The sequence below is a fragment of the Desulfosporosinus orientis DSM 765 genome (assembly GCF_000235605.1).
In the GTDB taxonomy this organism is placed as follows: Bacteria; Bacillota; Desulfitobacteriia; order Desulfitobacteriales; family Desulfitobacteriaceae; genus Desulfosporosinus; species Desulfosporosinus orientis.
The window spans coordinates 847,622-866,019 of sequence record NC_016584.1; the positions used below are offsets into that span (position 1 = coordinate 847,622).

At 42.9% G+C, this 18,398-nt stretch carries 14 protein-coding genes; all 14 read left to right on the top strand.

Features of this window, described 5'->3' with window-relative positions; translation table 11 throughout:
• Positions 1–125 precede the first annotated feature (125 nt).
• The 14 genes from DESOR_RS04095 (at position 126) to DESOR_RS04160 (ending at position 18,391) form a co-directional block, all read left to right on the top strand.
• Positions 126–1,526, top strand: coding sequence for a sigma-54 interaction domain-containing protein (locus DESOR_RS04095; RefSeq protein WP_014183344.1), 1,401 nt, complete (start codon positions 126–128; stop codon positions 1,524–1,526).
• 197 nt (positions 1,527–1,723) lie between these two features.
• A complete protein-coding gene (locus tag DESOR_RS04100) occupies positions 1,724–3,049 on the top strand; it encodes an acetyl-CoA hydrolase/transferase family protein (protein ID WP_014183345.1) in 1,326 nt (441 codons plus the stop codon).
• A gap of 267 nt (positions 3,050–3,316) precedes the next feature.
• Positions 3,317–4,096, top strand: a complete 780-nt coding sequence (locus DESOR_RS04105) for an enoyl-CoA hydratase/isomerase family protein (RefSeq protein WP_014183346.1) — start codon at positions 3,317–3,319, stop codon at positions 4,094–4,096.
• A gap of 63 nt (positions 4,097–4,159) precedes the next feature.
• Positions 4,160–5,980: an acyl-CoA dehydrogenase family protein gene (locus DESOR_RS04110; RefSeq protein WP_042330789.1), complete on the top strand. Its 1,821-nt coding sequence runs from the start codon at positions 4,160–4,162 to the stop codon at positions 5,978–5,980.
• Between the two features lie 25 nt (positions 5,981–6,005).
• Positions 6,006–6,872, top strand: a complete 867-nt coding sequence (locus DESOR_RS04115; RefSeq protein ID WP_014183348.1) for a 3-hydroxyacyl-CoA dehydrogenase family protein — start codon at positions 6,006–6,008, stop codon at positions 6,870–6,872.
• Between the two features lie 91 nt (positions 6,873–6,963).
• Complete coding sequence (locus DESOR_RS04120) at positions 6,964–7,836, top strand: 3-hydroxyacyl-CoA dehydrogenase family protein (protein ID WP_014183349.1); 873 nt, start codon at positions 6,964–6,966, stop codon at positions 7,834–7,836.
• 41 nt (positions 7,837–7,877) lie between these two features.
• Positions 7,878–9,026: an acyl-CoA dehydrogenase family protein gene (locus DESOR_RS04125; protein WP_014183350.1), complete on the top strand. Its 1,149-nt coding sequence runs from the start codon at positions 7,878–7,880 to the stop codon at positions 9,024–9,026.
• 18 nt (positions 9,027–9,044) lie between these two features.
• Positions 9,045–10,238, top strand: coding sequence for a thiolase family protein (locus DESOR_RS04130; protein ID WP_042330791.1), 1,194 nt, complete (start codon positions 9,045–9,047; stop codon positions 10,236–10,238).
• A gap of 225 nt (positions 10,239–10,463) precedes the next feature.
• Positions 10,464–11,876 carry a sigma-54 interaction domain-containing protein gene (locus DESOR_RS04135; protein ID WP_014183352.1) on the top strand — a complete coding sequence of 471 codons (1,413 nt, stop codon included), beginning with the start codon at positions 10,464–10,466 and terminating at the stop codon, positions 11,874–11,876.
• Positions 11,877–12,230: 354 nt separating this feature from the next.
• Positions 12,231–13,010, top strand: coding sequence for an enoyl-CoA hydratase/isomerase family protein (locus tag DESOR_RS04140; RefSeq protein WP_014183353.1), 780 nt, complete (start codon positions 12,231–12,233; stop codon positions 13,008–13,010).
• A gap of 28 nt (positions 13,011–13,038) precedes the next feature.
• Positions 13,039–14,466, top strand: coding sequence for a 4-hydroxyphenylacetate 3-hydroxylase family protein (locus tag DESOR_RS04145; RefSeq protein ID WP_014183354.1), 1,428 nt, complete (start codon positions 13,039–13,041; stop codon positions 14,464–14,466).
• Positions 14,467–14,489: 23 nt separating this feature from the next.
• Positions 14,490–15,356 (top strand): 3-hydroxyacyl-CoA dehydrogenase family protein, encoded by an 867-nt coding sequence (locus tag DESOR_RS04150; RefSeq protein WP_014183355.1) that lies wholly within the window; start codon positions 14,490–14,492, stop codon positions 15,354–15,356.
• Positions 15,349–16,017, top strand: a complete 669-nt coding sequence (gene fadR, locus DESOR_RS04155) for a fatty acid metabolism transcriptional regulator FadR (protein WP_014183356.1) — start codon at positions 15,349–15,351, stop codon at positions 16,015–16,017. Before DESOR_RS04150 ends, fadR begins: the two co-directional genes overlap by 8 nt.
• A complete protein-coding gene (locus tag DESOR_RS04160; RefSeq protein WP_014183357.1) occupies positions 16,004–18,391 on the top strand; it encodes a 3-hydroxyacyl-CoA dehydrogenase/enoyl-CoA hydratase family protein in 2,388 nt (795 codons plus the stop codon). Before fadR ends, DESOR_RS04160 begins: the two co-directional genes overlap by 14 nt.
• Positions 18,392–18,398: the final 7 nt, after the last annotated feature.

Below are 18,398 nucleotides of genomic sequence, written 5' to 3' on the forward strand. Positions count from 1 at the left end.
TCGAGGAAGCACCTTTTATATTTGTTAAAATAAGAAAATTTGAAAAATTAAAAAGAATAACTTTTCGAATGAATGATATTTATATATAATCGTATTTAAGGATATCAAGATAGTGAGGGATGAAGATGAGCGTAGGAGTCCATGCCGTTACCAGCAGCGTTATTCCACGTTGGGATCGTAAACTCTTATTTGAAATCCTAAATAATATTCATGATGTAGTGCTTGTTATTGATTCAGATACAACCGTTGTTTATGCTAATGAGGCCTATGCCAGGATTTTAGGGGTACCTGTAGAAAGAGTGTTAGGCCGAAGGTTGGATAAAATTGAGCCTAATTCCAAGACAATAACCGCATTGCGAACAGGCAGAGTCAGTAATAACGGCAGAGATTACTTAGATTCTTTGGGCATTGATGTGGTTGGAAGTTCATTCCCTTTGTATGACGGCAAAAACATCATTGGTGCTGTTTCGATATTTAAGAATATTACAGAAGTCGTTCAATTAAATCGTGAACTGCAATTAACCAAGGGTGTCGCAAACTACTTTAAGGAACAATTGGAACAGAGGGAGCAGCTGCCCCTTTCTTTCAAAGAATATGTAGGGCAGAATAGTCGTTTAAGAGAAACCTTAATCTTAGCCGCTAAAGTTGCACTTACCGATAGTACTGTATTAATTCTTGGTGAAAGCGGTGTTGGCAAAGGCGTCTTAGCCAGGGCTGTTCATAATGCCAGCAGGCGTAAAAATATGCCTTTAATTAAGGTTAATTGTGCTGCAATTCCTGAAAATTTGATTGAAAGTGAACTATTTGGCTATGAAGATGGTGCATTTACAGGAGCTAAACGAGGAGGAAAACTTGGCAAATTTGAGCTTGCTCATGAAGGAACCATATTTTTGGACGAAATTGGCGATATGAGTTTAACGATGCAAGCTAAGCTGTTAAGAGTATTGCAAGAAAAAGAGTTTGAAAGAGTAGGCGGGACAAAGACCATCAAGGTTAATCCTCGAGTAATAACTGCAACGAACCGTGATTTGAAAAGCATGATCGAGAATGGTACCTTTCGCAAAGATTTATACTATCGTTTAAATATCGTCCCTCTCTACCTGAGTCCGCTGCGTGAACGGAAAGACGACTTACTGGTCCTTGCAAAAACCTTCTTAGATCAGTTTTCAGGGGCAGCTGGTCATGAGTTTTCCTTGTCTCCCCAAGTCATAAAGTTGTTTCAGTCTTATGACTGGCCCGGCAACATTCGAGAATTGCAGAATGTCCTAGAACATGCCAGTATTGTCTGCAGCAATGACGTCATCGAAGTCCATCATTTGCCGGCCCATATGATAACAATTCATGAAGACAATAAATGCAACTCAGATAAACCTCACGATATTAAAGAAATATTAGGAAGAGTAGAAAAAGAGCTTATCTTATCTGCCCTGGCAACCTATGAAAACCGCACTCAGGCTATGAAAGCGTTAGGAATATCCAGGGGAGCTTTTTATGATAAATTACGAAGGTATGGTATTGACGAATAATACTTTAAGTGTATGAAAAATGTACTTCGATCTTACTGTTGCTGGTGTAATGTACAAAAGATGAACACTAACTATAAAATATAGATCCTCTTTTGGCTTAAAAAAGAAGTCAGGAGAGGGTTTTTAATTATTTTAAATTTGGCATTATTATTGCAAATAAGAACAATGTGAATATTTAAATAAGGAGGAAAAAGTTGATGTCAAATTGGGTCAAGGAATACCAAAGTAAGCTTGTTTCCCCTGCGAAAGCTGTGAGAGCCGTTAGGAATGGGGACTGGATAGAGTATACCTTTGCAGCGAATACCTTGCCGGTTCTTGATGAAGCCTTTGCTAAACGCATACCTGAGCTTGAGGATATCGTTATTGTCAACGGAATATCTACTCGTCCCCATGCCATTCATTATGCTGATCCTACGGGAAAACACAGTACTTGGAATTCAACGCACATGACAGGTATTGACAGAATGTATGCGAAGACAAGGAAGGTTTTCTATACCCCGTTAAAGTATTCGGAAGCACCTCGTTACTGCCGGGATAATAAGAATTGCCGAGTTATGATGGTTCAGGCAAGACCGATGGATAAGCATGGCTTTTTCAATTTGGGCCCTACTATTTCGCATCTTCGTGCAGCTGCTGATGTTGCCGAAGTTATCATTGTAGAGGTTAATGAGGATTTGCCTTATTCACAAGGAGGGTATGGAAATAATCTTCATGTGTCTGAAGTCACTTATATTGTCGAAGGTGGTCACACTGGAATGCCTCAAATCCCTAATGAAGAACCTGAGGAGGTAGACCGCAAAATTGCAGAATATGTTCTCCAGGAGCTAAGAGATGGGGATTGCCTGCAAATTGGCATTGGGGCAATGCCAAATGCTTTGGGTCAAATGATTGCTCAGTCTGATTTAAAGGATTTAGGGATTCATTCCGAGATGTTATGTGACAGTATGGTTGATATGGCAGAAGCCGGTGTGGTTACAGGCAACAAAAAACAGATTGACCAAGGACGGATGACCTATACCTTTGCGGCAGGTTCCCAAAAACTATATGACTTTTTGGACAACAATCCTATGTGTGCAGGTTATCCTGTAGACTATGTCAATGACCGCGTGATAGCTTGTCGAAATTATAATATGGTATCAATTAATAATGCCATAGAAATTGACCTTACCGGGCAAGTATGTTCCGAGTCTAAAGGGATACGTCAGATCAGCGGAGCAGGGGGGCAATTGGATTTTGTCGATATCGCTTATCATTCCAAAGGCGGAAGAAGCTTTATATGTTTGTCTTCAACTTATACAGACTCGAAAGGAACAATTCATTCCCGCATCAATCCACTTTTATCAGTAGGAGCGGTGGTAACGGATACACGTTCAACGGTTCAATATGTTGCAACAGAGTATGGAATCGTGAATCTTAAAGGGACTCCGATTTTCCAGCGTGCAGAACGATTAATCAGTATTGCCCATCCTGATTTCCGAGATGAATTGATTAGGGAAGCCCATCAATTAAATTTATTAAGATAAGTAGTTCAATTTTTATACACTAGTGTTGCCAATAACACATAGTTTCGTAAAAGTAAGCCAATAGGCAATGATTATTACCATATTATTTTTGCTTGGCATTACTTTATGACGCTTATTATAAGGGGTTAGTGGTTTGGGCAGAGTGATTAATTCGGAATTTAAAGCAAGTTGGCATGATTATTGAAATAAGGATTACTATATTAAACCAATAATTGAAGAGGAGTCCGGAGATAGGCCAAGCTTTCATAATAAAGGAGGTAATAAAAAGTGACCTATGAAACCATCAGGGTGGAAATTGAAGAAGGAATTGCAACGATCACCCTTAATCGCCCGGAAGTGCTGAATGCCTTAAACAGCCAGGTTTTTAACGAATTAGCCGCTGCCGCAAAGAATTTGGGAGAAGATGAAGGGGTGCGCGGGGTAATTCTCACCGGCGGCGAAAAGGTTTTTGCTGCAGGGGCGGATATTAAGCAGATGGCCTCTTTAAATGCAGTCGAGGTAGTGAAGAGTATCAGACCTTCAAGGATAGCTTTTAATTTAATAGAAAATCTGCAGAAACCCGTCATTTCGGCTATTGCTGGTTATGCCCTAGGCGGTGGCTGTGAACTAAGCTTAACCACAGATGTGCGTATTGCAGCGGATAATGCTCAATTCGGCTTGCCGGAAATCAAATTGGGGATCCTGCCTGGCGGCGGAGGGACTCAACGTTTGCCGCGTCTGATTGGAGCCGGTAAGGCCAAAGAATTAATCTTCAGCGGAGATATCATTAATGCGGAGGAAGCCCTGAGGATTGGGCTTGTGAATAAAGTGGTATCTGCGGATCAATTAATGGCAGAAGCTAAAAAGATGGCCAAAAAGTTTATTTCTAAAGGTGCTATTGCTCTGCAATTAGCTAAATCCTGCATTAATGAGGGGCTTCAGGTAGATTTGGAAACGGGCTTACAGTATGAACACAAATGTTTTGCCTTGTTATTTGCCACTGAAGACCAAAAAGAGGGTATGCAAGCCTTTCTTGAAAAACGCAAACCAAATTTTCAAGGAAGATAGATTTTCCTAGTGGTTAGATGAGTACAGACCAAGATTTAGACAAAAGAAAAGGAAGTGTTTGTGTTGGCCAGTAACTTTCGCTACAGTACGCAAGATCATAAGTTTATCATCAAAGAATGGCTGGATGGAACTAAGATTCTGGGCTTAAAACGTTATCGGGATATGTTCAGCCTGGAAGATGTTGACGGTATTCTTGATCAAGCCTTAAAAGTTTGTAAGGATGTAGTGGCTCCCACCAATGACGATGGGGATACCATTAAAGCAGTCTTTAAAGAGGGTAAAGTGACGGTTCCCCCCTCTTTTCATCATGCTTTTCAATATGTTGCTGAGAACGGCTGGGGTGCTACCAACAAGGATAAAGATAATGAAAGTGCAATGCCGGGGTTATTATACGGAGCAGTTCATGAGTATATGATTGCCGCAAATCCGGCTTTTGTTGCCTACTTGGGCCTGCCGGGCGGAGTAGCAACCATTATTAAGCAGTTTGGAACCCAGGAACAAATCGACTTTTTCACCCCTAATTTGTTTCAGACGACTTGGGGAGGGACCATGTGCATCACTGAGCCTGGGGGCGGCTCTGATGTAGGAGATATGCTGAGCAAAGCATATCCAACAGAAGATTCCAAGATTTTTAAAATTAAAGGCACAAAATGCTTTATAACCTGCGGTGATCATGATCTGACAGAAAATATTATTCATTTGGTTTTAGCCAGAATCGATGGAGCAGTTCCGGGAACAAAAGGGTTGTCACTCTTCTTAGTACCTAAGATATGGGTTAATGAGGATGGAAGCTTAGGGGAAGCCAATGATGTTGTCACAGTAGGAATTGAGCATAAAATGGGGCTTAAAGGGTCTGCCACAGCTGTCCTGAATTTTGGCGAAGAGGGGAATTGCCGGGGCTTCCTTCTGGGTGCGCCTTTAAATGAAAAAGGGCAAGGAGAAGGTATAGCCCAAATGTTTAAGATGATTAACGGGTCTAGGGTAGACACCGGGCACTGTGCCCTAGCGGTTGCGACGGTAGCCTATTATAATGCCGCCGCCTATGCCAAAGAACGCATTCAAGGACGTCCGATTGAAGATCCCAGGGGAAATAGGGTTCCTCTTATTCAGCACGAGGATATTCGCCGGATGCTGCTCAGCCAAAAGGCTACTCTGGAAGCAATGAGAGCAATCATTTTTAAAGGCTATTACTACTTGGATTTAATAGCCTTTGGGGATGATCCGGAGGACGTTCGCCAGGCAAAACGTTATATTGAGTTGATCACGCCTCTAATTAAAGCATATTGTTCAGACCAAGCCTGGCTGATGATTACGGAAGCCATCCAGATCCACGGCGGATATGGGTATACAGAGGAATACCCAATTGCTCGTCAGGCCAGAGATGTGAAGATTTATTCGATTTGGGAAGGCACTAACTTCATTCAGTCTCTGGATTTAGTTTTCCGTAAATGGGCCTTGGATAAAGGCACTGTTTTTAATGAGTGGCTGCAGGATATTGCTGTTTTTGTGAAGGAAAAATCTGAGAGCCCAGAATTCCAGCGGGATATGGCAATGTTAAGCCGAGCATTAAAGGCTTATTCCGAACTCACTAAAACAGTGTTTGGCTATATGCAGGAAAATATCCACCTGGTCCCCTTGTACAGCACAAGACTTTTAAGGGTTACCGCGGAACTATATTGTGGTTATTTGTTAATGCAGCAAGCCTTTGTTGCCCAAGAGAAACTGGTAGCTGGTGCAGGAGAGGTTGATTTCTATAAAGGAAAAATCAGCTCTGCTCAGTTTTATTTGAGAAACATTGTACCTGATGTAATAGCCACTGCTGAGATCATTAAGGATTATGATACCTCTGCTATGGAAATTCCTGAAGAGGCTTTTAATTATTAAAGTGATGAGAATAGGAGGGAAAACAATGAATATCGAAGATGTTAAAAACATTTGTGTTATAGGTGCCGGCAACATGGGTCATCAAATAGCCCTGTGCTGTGCTTTGGCCGGTTATAAAGTGACTTGTACGGATATTAGCCAGGAGATGTTAGATAAAGCGGAAGCCTTTGCAAAATCATATTTGCCTGAACGGGTTGCTAAAGGAAAGCTGACCCAAGAAATGGCCGATGGTGCTTTAACAAATCTCCAATTTATTCCAAGCTTAGAGGAGGCTGCCGGAGAGGCGGATTATGTCATTGAGGCTGCTGTAGAGAAAATGGAAATAAAACGAAAACTCTTTGCAGACCTGGATAGAATCGCTCCTCCCCAGGCAATTTTAGCAACCAACAGCTCTTATATTGTCAGTTCACAAATCGCCGATGCGACAAAGAGGCCTGCGAAGATCTGCAACATGCACTTTTTTAATCCGGCTTTGGTTATGAAATTAGTTGAAGTTGTGCAAGGCCCTCATACTTCAGAGGAAACTGCTCAAGTGACAATGGATTTGTGTGCTAAATTAGGAAAGATTGCTGTACTGCTTAAAAAAGAAATCTATGGTTTCTTGGTTAATCGGATTCTATCAGCCTTGGCTCAAGAGGCTTTGTTTCTTGCCGACATGGGAATTGCCACTCCCCAAGAAATTGATATTGCAGTGACGAATGCCCTGGGCCACCCTATGGGCCCCTTCCGGCTAATGGACTTAACCGGTATTGATCTTGCATATTACTCGGCTATGGAACGCTATCAGACCAGTCGTGATCCTAAAGATAAGCCTTCCCCGCTGGTTGTTGAGAAATACGTTAAGGGAGAATGGGGTAAAAAGACAAAAAAGGGGTACTACACTTACGACTGAATCTTCAATAAATGGCATTAATATTGCGTAGTTGTTAAAGAAAGCAGCATTCAGCTTAAAAGTAATTCACAGCTTGTTGGGAGGAATGAATATGGGAGCAGAAGAAATCAAAAATATTTGTGTCGTCGGTGCAGGGAACATGGGGCACCAAATAGCTCTGAGTGCAGCATTAGCAGGGTACAAAGTGCGCTGTACGGACGTCAATAGAGAAGTTCTCCAAAAGGCAGAACAATTTGTGACAACTTATCTTCCGGAAAAAGTTGCTAAAGGAAAGTTGACACAAGATGCTGCGGACGCAGCTCGAGCTAATGTCATGTTCTCTTCTGATTTAAGAGAGGCTGCCGAAAACGCTGATTTAGTGATTGAGGCTGTTATCGAAAAATTAGAACTTAAGCGTTCATTATTTAAACAGTTAGACAGCATTTGTCTCCCTCATACAATCCTGGCTACTAACAGTTCTTATATTGTCAGCTCAAAGATTGCTGATGTCACTAGCCGGACTGAAAAAGTCTGCAACATGCATTTTTTTAATCCGGCGCTGGTTATGAAACTGGTGGAAGTGGTAAAAGGGACTCATACCTCGGAAAAGACCACAAAAACATTAATGGATGTCAGCCTTCGCATGGGAAAAACGCCGGTATTATTGCAGCATGAGATCTATGGATTTTTGGTCAATCGCATGCTGGCAGCGATCAAAAATGAAGCCATTTATCTGCTCGACATGGGAATAGCGGGACATGAAGATATTGATAAAGCGGTTACCTTAGCTTTAGGGTACCCCATGGGGCCATTTCGCCTGATGGATCTAACGGGAATTGATCTGACTTATTTCGTAGCTATGGAGCGTTATCAAGAATCCGGTGACCCAATATATCGTCCTTCCCCAGTGATCGTTGAGAAATTTATCAAAAACGAATGGGGGCGCAAAACCGGCAAGGGTTTTTATGAGTATCCCGAACACTAACAAGAGCATTTTGAAAAATGGATAGTAAAGGAGGAGCTGCCATGAAAATCACAGAAGAAGAGCTGAACATTATCCGACAAACCGTGCGTAATTTTGTGAAAAAAGAGGTTGAACCTTTAGCTGAGCAGATTGAAGAAGAGGATAAAGTCCCCCGCACTTTGCTGGACAAAGCGGCGGAGATTGGTTTGTTTGGCCTGAGTATGCCTCAAGAGTATGGAGGCTTAGGGGCAGGGATGGTTGGCAAGGCTATGATTTATGAAGAACTAGGGCGAGGGCCCAATGGTTTTTCTTCAATTATTGGCTGCCATAACGGAATCGGCAGTGTTGGTATAGTGGAGTGCGGCAATCAGGAACAGAAGCTGCGCTATCTGCCTAAAATGTCAACAGGAGAAATAATTGGAGCCTTCGCCCTTACAGAAGCGTCTGCAGGATCGGATCCCGGAAACTTGAAAACCTCCGCTGTGCTAAAAGGGGATCGTTATGTTTTAAACGGGACGAAGCAATTTATTACTAATAGTGATGTTGCAGGAGTTTTTACAGTTATGGCGGTAACTGATAAAAGTAAAGGAAGCAAAGGAATCACTTCTTTTATTGTCGAACGCAGCTTTAAAGGATTTGCAGTGGGTAAATTCGAGAAGAAGATGGGTTTACATGGGTCTCGAACGGCGGAACTGATTTTTGAGGACTGCGAAGTTCCATTGGAAAACGTTTTGGGGGAATTGGGGCAGGGATATGTCAATGCCCTCAAGATTTTAGCTAATGGGCGTGCTGGTTTAGCGGCGAGGAATCTGGGTTCCAGTCAAAGATTATTAGAGGTCAGCATAAAATACGCTTTACAGCGCGTGCAGTTTGGCAAACCCATTTTTGAGAATCAAATCATACAGCATTATTTAGCAAATATGGCTATAGAAATTGAAGCTTTGCGGAGTTTGACCTATGATGTTGCCCGAAAGATTGATCGAGGGGAAAAAATTATTAAAGAAGCAGCAATTGTAAAAGCCTTTGGCTCGGAGGTCTTTGGCCGAGTAGCTGATTTGGCTGTTCAAATTCATGGCGGCATGGGATATATGCGGGAGTGCGAGGTTGAACGATTTTATCGTGATGCCCGGATTGCTCGTATCTATGAAGGTACTTCCGAGATCCAGCGCAATATTATTGCTGCACAGCTGAAAAAAGAATTTGCTCAGTAAGCAAAGGAGGACTAAATGATGCATGAGGCAGTCATCGTAGCGGGGGTGCGTACAGCCATTGGCAAGGTGGGCGGATCTTTGAAAAGCGTCGAAGTGGATTATTTGGCTGCCCGCGTGATCCGTGAAGTACTTAACCGCAGCGGAATTCCAGACCAGTCTGTGGATGAAGTTATCTTTGGGCATACCAAGCAAAGCAGTGACAACCCTAATTTGGCTCGTTTGGCACTATTGAGGGCGAATATGCCTGAAAAAATACCTGCCTATACCGTCCATCGCCAGTGCGGGTCAGCTCTGACAGCAGTTAATAATGCCGTCCAGGCCATATGGGCGGGTACGGCGGAAGTGGTCATGGCCGGCGGTGCTGAAAGTATGAGTACGGCACCCTATTATCTGAGGAATGCTCGCTATGGCTATCGAATGGGTAATGCTGAAATTCTCGATTCTAATACTGAAAGTCAACCGCGCTGCCAGCCTCAGGATCGTTATGGGTATTTAACCATGGGGTTAACGGCAGAGAATTTAGCCGAGAAATATAATATTAGCCGACAAGAGCAGGATGAATTTGCATTGTCCAGTCAAGAACGAGCTTTGCGTGCCATAGAACAGGGTCTGTTCAAAGAGGAAATCGTACCCTTTGAAATAAAAGAGAAAAAGGGTGTTGCAGTCTTTGAAAGGGATGAACATCCAAGGGAAACCAGCTTGCCTCAGCTTAGTAAATTGCTGCCGGTTTTCAAGGAGAATGGAACCGTAACGGCAGGTAATTCCAGCGGCCGTAATGATGGGGCAGCCGTTTTGATGATAACTACCTCGGAGAAGGCTAAAGAATATGGTTTAAGACCACTAGTACGGGTCATTGGGATGGGGGCTAAAGGAGTCCCGCCTCAATATATGGGCATTGGACCTGTGCCGGCTACCCAGGCAGCTTTTAAAATGTCAGGACTCAGGCTGGAGCAGATTGATTTAATCGAGCTGAATGAGGCCTTTGCGGCCCAGTCCTTAGCAGTGATGCAAGAACTTGGACTAGATCCGGCAAAGACAAATGTCAATGGTGGAGCCATTGCTTTGGGTCATCCCTTGGGAGCAACCGGGGCAATAATTTTGATAAAATTAATCAATGAGTTGAGACGTACCGGAAAGAAATATGGTTTAGCAACAATGTGTATTGGCGGAGGTCAGGGCATATCAACCATTGTGGAGAACTTGACGGATTGAACAAAGTATGTATGCCAGATTATACGACATGAATAAGTACAAAAAGAGTGTGATTTTAGATAAAGCACACTCTTTTTGTTGTTTACTTCAATTTTAATAGGCAGGACATATAGATATTTACATCAAAAAACTGAAAATTGTCAAAGGTCGAAATATATACTTTTCTAAAAGATGATTTTCTTATATAATGTTTACTTAGGATACAATAGTAAATGGGGGATGGAAATGAGTCTAGAGGCCCATGCCATAACAAGCAGCATCATTCCGCACTGGGATCGTGAACTCTTATTCGAAATCCTGAAAAACATTAATGATGTGGTCCTTGTAATTGATTCGGAAACAACGATTGTTTATGCTAACCAAGCCTATGCAAGAATTTTGGGAGTACCCGTGTCCAAAGTACTCGGTCGCAGGCTGGATACCCTTGAAACAACATCAATGAAAATAATTGAAGTTTTAGGCACAGGGGAACCGAGTCAAGGTCAAGATTATGTAAAATCATTAAATATTCATGTAGTGGGAAACTCATTTCCATTATTTAATGGCAAAGAAGTTATTGGAGCAGTATCAATCTTTAAAAATATTACAGATGTTGTTGAATTAAATCAAGAGTTGCAGAGGACAAAGGGAGTTGCAGATTATTTAAAAGAGCAACTGGAACAATGGGAGCACTTGCCCCTTTCCTTTAAGGAATATGTAGGACAAAACAGCCGCTTACGGGAAACCCTGGTGCTAGCGGCTAAAGTAGCACGAACAGAAAGCACAGTCTTAATCCTTGGAGAAAGCGGAGTAGGCAAAGAGGTTCTGGCAAGGGCAGTGCATAATAGCAGCAGACGTAAGGACAAGCCTCTCATTAAAGTAAACTGTGCCGCTATACCTGAAGACTTAATTGAAAGTGAGCTTTTTGGTTATGAGGAAGGCGCCTTTACAGGAGCCAAAAAAGGAGGAAAACTTGGTAAGTTTGAATTAGCCCATTGCGGTACGATTTTCTTAGATGAGATTGGAGATATGAGCCTTACCATGCAGGCAAAATTGCTCAGAGTTCTGCAAGAAAAGGAGTTTGAAAGAGTAGGAGGTACCAAGACAGTCAAAGTAAATATTCGAGTTATTGCAGCAACGAACAGAGATCTGGATAGAATGATTGAAGAAGGTACCTTTCGACGGGATTTGTACTATCGCTTAAATATTGTGCCTCTTAAACTAACTCCCTTACGGGAACGGAAAGATGACCTCATGGCCTTGTCTAAAACCTTTCTTGATCAATTTTCCCGAGAAGTTGGTCATGAGCTGACCTTATCCCCCCAAGTCGTTCGTCATTTTCAGGAGTATCATTGGCCCGGTAATATTCGAGAATTACAAAATGCCCTTGAACATGCTAGTATTGTATGCAGTGGTTCGAGCATCGAACTTCATCACTTGCCAACTCACTTAATACCTCATAATGATGAGCTTTCAAGCAGAAAAGAAAGGCCGTTTGATGTAAAAGAAGTTGTAAGCAGGGTAGAAAAAGAATTGATTGTGTCGGCTTTGGCTGCTTATAATAATAATCGTACAAAAGCCATGACCGCCTTGGGGATTTCCAGACGAGCTTTTTATGATAAATTACGCCGGTATGGCATTGAAGAATCCCCAAATTGATGGTGTGTACTTTATATACTTAATAACAGTAAACACAGCATCTATTGTATTAATAGTATACAAATAAAAACCCTCGGTTGACTCTGTTTTTAGTCAATTGAGGGTTTTTATTTGTCCTTCATAACGGTGGTTCGTTCACCCTCCTTGCTTAAGTGCTCTAATGACGAAGGCTCTGCCTTAGATTGGAATCATAAGTTCGGGATTGATAACCGGCCTGGGCATAAAGGCTTGGTACTGGCTGCCTTTTCTTATTGTGGCATAGTTATTGCAAATATACGATTGTGAAGATTCCTGAAGATCTCAAATTATGGAGTGTACTCTGTTATAAATTTGATCAACGAGGAGGTAGGACAAATGACTTTCCAAACAATCATTGTGGAAATCGAAGAAGGAATTGCAACGATAACATTAAACCGCCCAGAAGTTTTAAATGCCCTAAATGATCAAGTGTTTAAGGAATTAGGTGAAGCGGCAGCGGCCTTAAGTGCCGACAATTCCGTTAGAGCAGTCATTATTACCGGTGGAAATAAAGTTTTTGCAGCAGGAGCGGATATCAGCCAGATGGCATCATCGACGGCAGTGGATGTTGCTACTGGAGACAATGCTTCGTATAGGGCCTTTCAAATTCTTGAAACTATGCCTAAACCCGTTATTGCTGCAATCGCAGGCTATGCTTTGGGTGGCGGGTGCGAGCTCACTCTAGTTGCTGATGTGCGTATTGCGGCGGACAACGCTCAATTTGGTTTACCAGAAATTAAATTGGGAATTTTGCCTGGAGCCGGCGGAACTCAGCGTTTGCCCCGGCTGATTGGTGCAGGAAAGGCGAAGGAATTAATTTTCAGCGGCGATTTTATTAAAGCTGACGAGGCATTAAGTGTTGGTCTTGTCAATAAAGTGGTTCCCGCGGAGGAGCTGTTTGCTGAAGCAAGAATGATGGCGAAACGTTTTGCATCCCGCGGTGCCATAGCCTTACAGCTGGCTAAGTCAGCAGTCAATGAGGGACTCAGGATGGACTTGGAAGCAGGGCTTCAATATGAGCATAAATGCTTTAGTTTGCTCTTTGCAACTGAGGACCAAAAAGAAGGCATGAGAGCTTTCCTGGAAAAGCGTCCGGCAAAGTTTCAAGGAAAATAGTGTTTATTAATACTTAGGGGGGAGTAATTTGAGAACTGCAGAAGAGTATATTGCCAAACTGAAAACCATGCGTCCCAATATCTATTTGAATGGAGAAGTTATAGCTAGAGATGATCCGCGTCTAAAATATGGGGTTAATACCATTTCGGAGACATTTAACTGGGCTGCAGATCCAGCAAATGAAGATTTGCTGACAGCAAAATCACACCTTACCGGAGAAAAGATTAATCGTTACTGTCATATCCACCAATCCCCTGAAGACCTGCTGAAAAAGCAGGAGATGACCCGTTTTTATTGTCAGCGTGTTGGAGGATGTATCCAGCGATGTATGGGTGTAGATGCACTTAATGCTTTATCCGTGGTTACCAAAAATATTGATCTGGAAATGGGCACTCAATATAATGAACATTTTCTGGCTTATTTAAAAAAGTATCAAGAAGAAGACCTTGTTGCTAATTGTGCTCAAACCGACGTTAAGGGTGATCGTTCCCTTCGTCCTCACCAACAAACAGACCCCGATCTTTATCTGAGAGTTGTGAAAAAGACTGAGGAAGGCATTATTGTACGCGGTTGTAAGGCCCATAACACTATTGCTCCTTATGCGGATGAAATAATTGTAGTGCCAACACGAATGATGACTGAGAAAGACGCAGATTGGGCTGTGGCTTTTGCCATTCAAGCAGATGCACCTGGTGTCTCTCAGGTAGTTCGAGTCTCCAATCCCAGACCCAGAGAAGAACTGCTGGCTCCTTTCAATAATTACGGTTCTGCAGATTCCCTGACTGTTTTTGATGATGTTCTTATTCCTTGGGAAAGGGTCTTTATGTGCGGAGAGTACAAATATGCCGGCCAGCTGGCTTCATTATTTGCAACCTATCATCGCCATAGCTACACCGGTTGCAAGCCTGCAACAACGGATGTTCTTATGGGAGCGACAGCCTTGGTTGCAGAGTACAATGGCATTGAAAAGTCTAGTCAGGTCAGGGAAGAGCTGGCGGAAATGGTAACCATAGCTGAATTGGTATATGCATCAGGAATTGCTGCATCTGTTAAATCTACGAAAGCTCCTTCGGGAACTCAAATCCCGGATATTGTCTATACCAATGTCGGCCGCTATCATGCAGGGATCAATGTTTACCGGGAACATGAAATTTTAGCAGAAATTTCAGGCGGACTGCCGGCAACTATTCCTTCAGAAAAGGAATTTTCAAATGCGGAAATCTCTGCTCTCATGGACAAATACATTATGCGCAAAGATGGAATTTCCGCTGAAGCCCAACAGCGTTGTTTCCGGATGATCAGCGATTTGTTGTGTTCATCTCATGCCGGAGTAGTACAGGTGGCAGGGGTGCACGGAGGAGGTTCGCCGATTATGGAACGTATTGCAATTACTGGGCAATATGACATGAAAGCGAAAAAGAATCTAGCCAAATACTTGGCTGGGATTAAAGAATAATGCCGACGTTAAGGCGTTTCTAAATGAAAGTAGAAGACATTAAGAAAATTTGTGTCATTGGGGCAGGCAGTATGGGTCATCAGATTGCCTATTGTGCAGCCTTGGCCGGCTACCAGGTGAGTTGTGCTGATATTAGTTTAGAGATGCTTCAAAAAGCTGAGGAATTTGCCCGTTCCTATTTTCCGCAGCAAGTTCGAAAAGGAAAATGGACTCAAGAGCAGGTGGGTCTGGCCATGAGCAAGATAAATTTCACCTTAAATCTTGAGGAAGCGGCTAAGGATGCAGATTTTGTCATAGAATCTGTATTGGAAAAAATTGGCATCAAACGAGAGCTCTTTGCCAAATTGGATAAAATAGCCCCCCCTCATGCCATTTTTTCAACGAACAGTTCCTTTATTGTAAGTTCAAAGATTGCGGATGCAACAACCCGGCCTGATAAAGTGTGTAATATGCATTTCTTTAATCCGGCTTTAATGATGAAAATTGTTGAAGTCGTACAGGGTCCCCATACTTCCGAGGAAACTGCCAAAATAACAGTGGATCTCTGTGAAAAAATGGGTAAAAAAGGGGTTTGGCTGAAGAAAGAAATTTATGGTTTTGTTGTCAACAGGTTCTTGTCTGCCCTTTATCGAGAAGCCTTGTATCTGGCTGATATGGGAGTTGCTGACCCGCAAGAGATTGATTTGGCTTTAACCAATGCCTTGGGACATCCTATAGGACCCTTTCATTTAATGGATTTTACCGGAAATGATTTAACCTACATTATTGACATGGAACGGTATCAAGAAACCGGGGATCCCAAGGACAAGCCCTCTCCTTTAATTGTTGAAAAATACGTTAAGGGTGAATGGGGCAGGAAATCTAAAAAAGGATTTTTTGATTATGAATAATGACAGACTTCAAGAAGCATCAATTGAAGGCAAATTCGAACGAATACTTAATGCAGCAACCGAAGTATTCGCAGAATCCGGATACCATCAATGTCCGGTATCCAAAGTTGCCCAACGGGCAGGTGTAGCTGATGGTACAATCTATCTATACTTCAGGAGTAAAGAAGAGCTTCTTATACGGCTTCTTCAAGAACGGCTTGGAGATTTTATCCGCTGTATGCGTCGCGAACTATCCCATTGTAAGACAACAGAAGCAAGTTTGAGAACGATTGTTAGGACCCACTTTTCCTACATGGAAAAAAACCGATTGTTGGCAATGGTAACTCGGTTGGAACTTAGACAGCCTAATCAGAGAGTACGTTTGGCGATAAACGGTCCTTTATTAGACTATTTCAGCCTCATCGAGGAGGTGGTCCAGAAAGGTATAGAGCGTAAAGAAGTTCCAAAGATCAATTTACGTGCAGCACGTCAATTAATCTTTGGTGCATTAGATGATGCTACAACGGATTGGGTAATGACTAGTAATCCTCAAACACTTATGAGTGGTGTAGAACCTATGTTGACTATGTTTAAAGGTGCACTCCGATTAAGAAAGCCAAGAGGAACAAAACAAATTATTGCCCTACAGAAACGAGAGGAGGATGGAAATGCAGATTCATAAAGTAGCGGTCCTGGGATCCGGAGTAATGGGAAGTACCATTGCAGCACACTTAGCGAACGCAGGAATTCCAAGTTTATTATTGGATATTGTTCCTTCTAAATTGTCCGCTAAAGAAGAAGCGGCGGGATTAACATTAGAGGATCGTAAAGTTAGAAATAGTATTGCAGAACAAAATAAAGCAAATCTAAAAAAGATGAATCCGGCCCCATTACTGGTTCCAGAGTTTGCTGATCGAATAGAGGTTGGAAATTTTAGTGACGATTTAGGACGTTTAAAGGACGTTGATTGGGTCATTGAAGTGGTCGTTGAACGTCTTGACATCAAAATTGATCTCTTCAAAAGAGTTGCCGAAGAGGTTCGCCCAGGAACAATAGTCACTACCAATACCTCGGGTATCTCTCTTAAAGCTATGACCGAGGGTTTGCCGGAAAGTTTCACAAGTAATTTTCTGGGAACTCACTTCTTTAATCCTCCCCGTTATATGAAACTTTTAGAGATCATTCCAGGGCCTAATACGAGCCCGGAAGTGGTCGCCTTTATGGTGGAGTTCGGAGAGAGGGTCTTAGGCAAGGGTGTGGTAACGTGTAAGGACACTCCTAACTTTATCGCAAACCGGATCGGCTCATTTGGTTCGCCGGTCATGATTAAAGAAATGCTGCGTTTGGGCTTAACTATTGATGAGGTGGATGCCTTAACGGGTCCGGTCATGGGCCGTCCTAAAAGCGCTCTATTCCGCACCATCGATATGGTTGGTCTAGATACCTTTATTCATACAGCAAATAATGTTGCCCAAGGAGTACCGGCTGAGAAAGAAGACTTCCAATTGCCCGAATTTGTTCATACCATGCTGGCCAACGGCTGGTTGGGTGATAAAGTGAAACAAGGTTTCTATAAGAAGTCTAAAGGACCTAAAGGCAAAGTGGTCGAAGTTCTCGATCCTGCAACTATGACCTATGTACCTCAAAAGAAGGTCCAATTCGATTCTCTTGATATGGCAAAGGCTTCCAAAGGACTCCCCAATAAGCTGCGGGCTTTAGTCAGCGGGAATGATGTCGGATCAGAATTTGCTTGGAACACCCTTAAACCAACCCTGCTTTATGCCGCAAAACTTGTTAAAGATATTGCCGAAGATATCACCGGCATCGATGAAGCAATGTGTTGGGGTTACAATTGGGAGATGGGCCCTTTCGAATTATGGGATGCTCTTGGTGTTAAAGAGACCGCGGATCGAATCGTTGCAGAGGGCGGTAAGCTGCCTCAAGTCGTGGAAGAACTGCTTGCTAAAGGACAGACCAGTTTCTACCAAGAGACTGAGACTGGAGAAAAGGCTTACTTCCATAAGGGTGAGTATCGGAAAAAAGCTGTAAGCCCGTATTCGTTCTCCTTGAAGCAAGCTCATAAAGCAGGCAAGAAAATTATTGGCAATGCAAGCGCCAGCCTAATTGATCTTGGAGATGGGGTTGCCTGCTTAGAGTTCCATTCTACAAACAATGCCATTAATGAAGATGTCGTTAACATGATTAACGAATCTTTGGCAGAAGTTGAGAAGAATTATATCGGAATGGTCATCAGTAACCAAGGAAAGAACTTCTGCGTTGGGGCAAATCTTGTCCTGCTGGGTCAAGAGGCTGAAAAAGGCAATTGGGATGTCCTGGATCAGGGCGTACGTGACTTGCAAAATGCCGCCATGGCACTGAAATATTCCCAAAAACCTGTTGTAGCAGCACCTTTTGGCATGACGCTTGGAGGTGGGGCAGAAATCTGTCTCCATACAACGGCTATTCAAGCATCCTCTGAGCTCTACATGGGTCTTGTCGAAGTAGGAGTCGGCTTAATCCCTGCCGGGGGAGGAACAAAGGAAATGGCCGTACGGGCAATGGATGGCATTCTTCCTGGGGTTCAAGTGGCTCCGGACTTCCTGTTTGCCAAACGTTTTGAAGTAATTGCTACGGCTGCAGTTTCCACAAGTGCCGAAAAAGCTCGCCAGCTTGGTTTCTTGCGTGCCGCCGACCGCTGCAGCATGAATCCTGATCACATTATTTTGGATGCAAAGGCTCGGGTCATTGATTTAGCGCGTAACTTCAGACCTTACCTGCCGACAAAGTACAAAACAGCCGGTGCGGGTGTTCGCGCTACTCTGGAAATGGCCATGTATGGAATGCGTCAAGGCAATTTTATATCAGATTATGATCAATATTTGTCCAATAAACTTGCTTATGCCATAACCGGTGGAAATCTCCCTGCTGGAACACCGGTTGATGAACAATATCTTTTAGATCTTGAACGTGAAGTCTTTATGAGCTTGCTTGGCGAACCCAAAACTCAGGATCGTATCCGTCACATGCTCGCTAAAGGCAAACCGTTACGGAATTAGGGGGGAG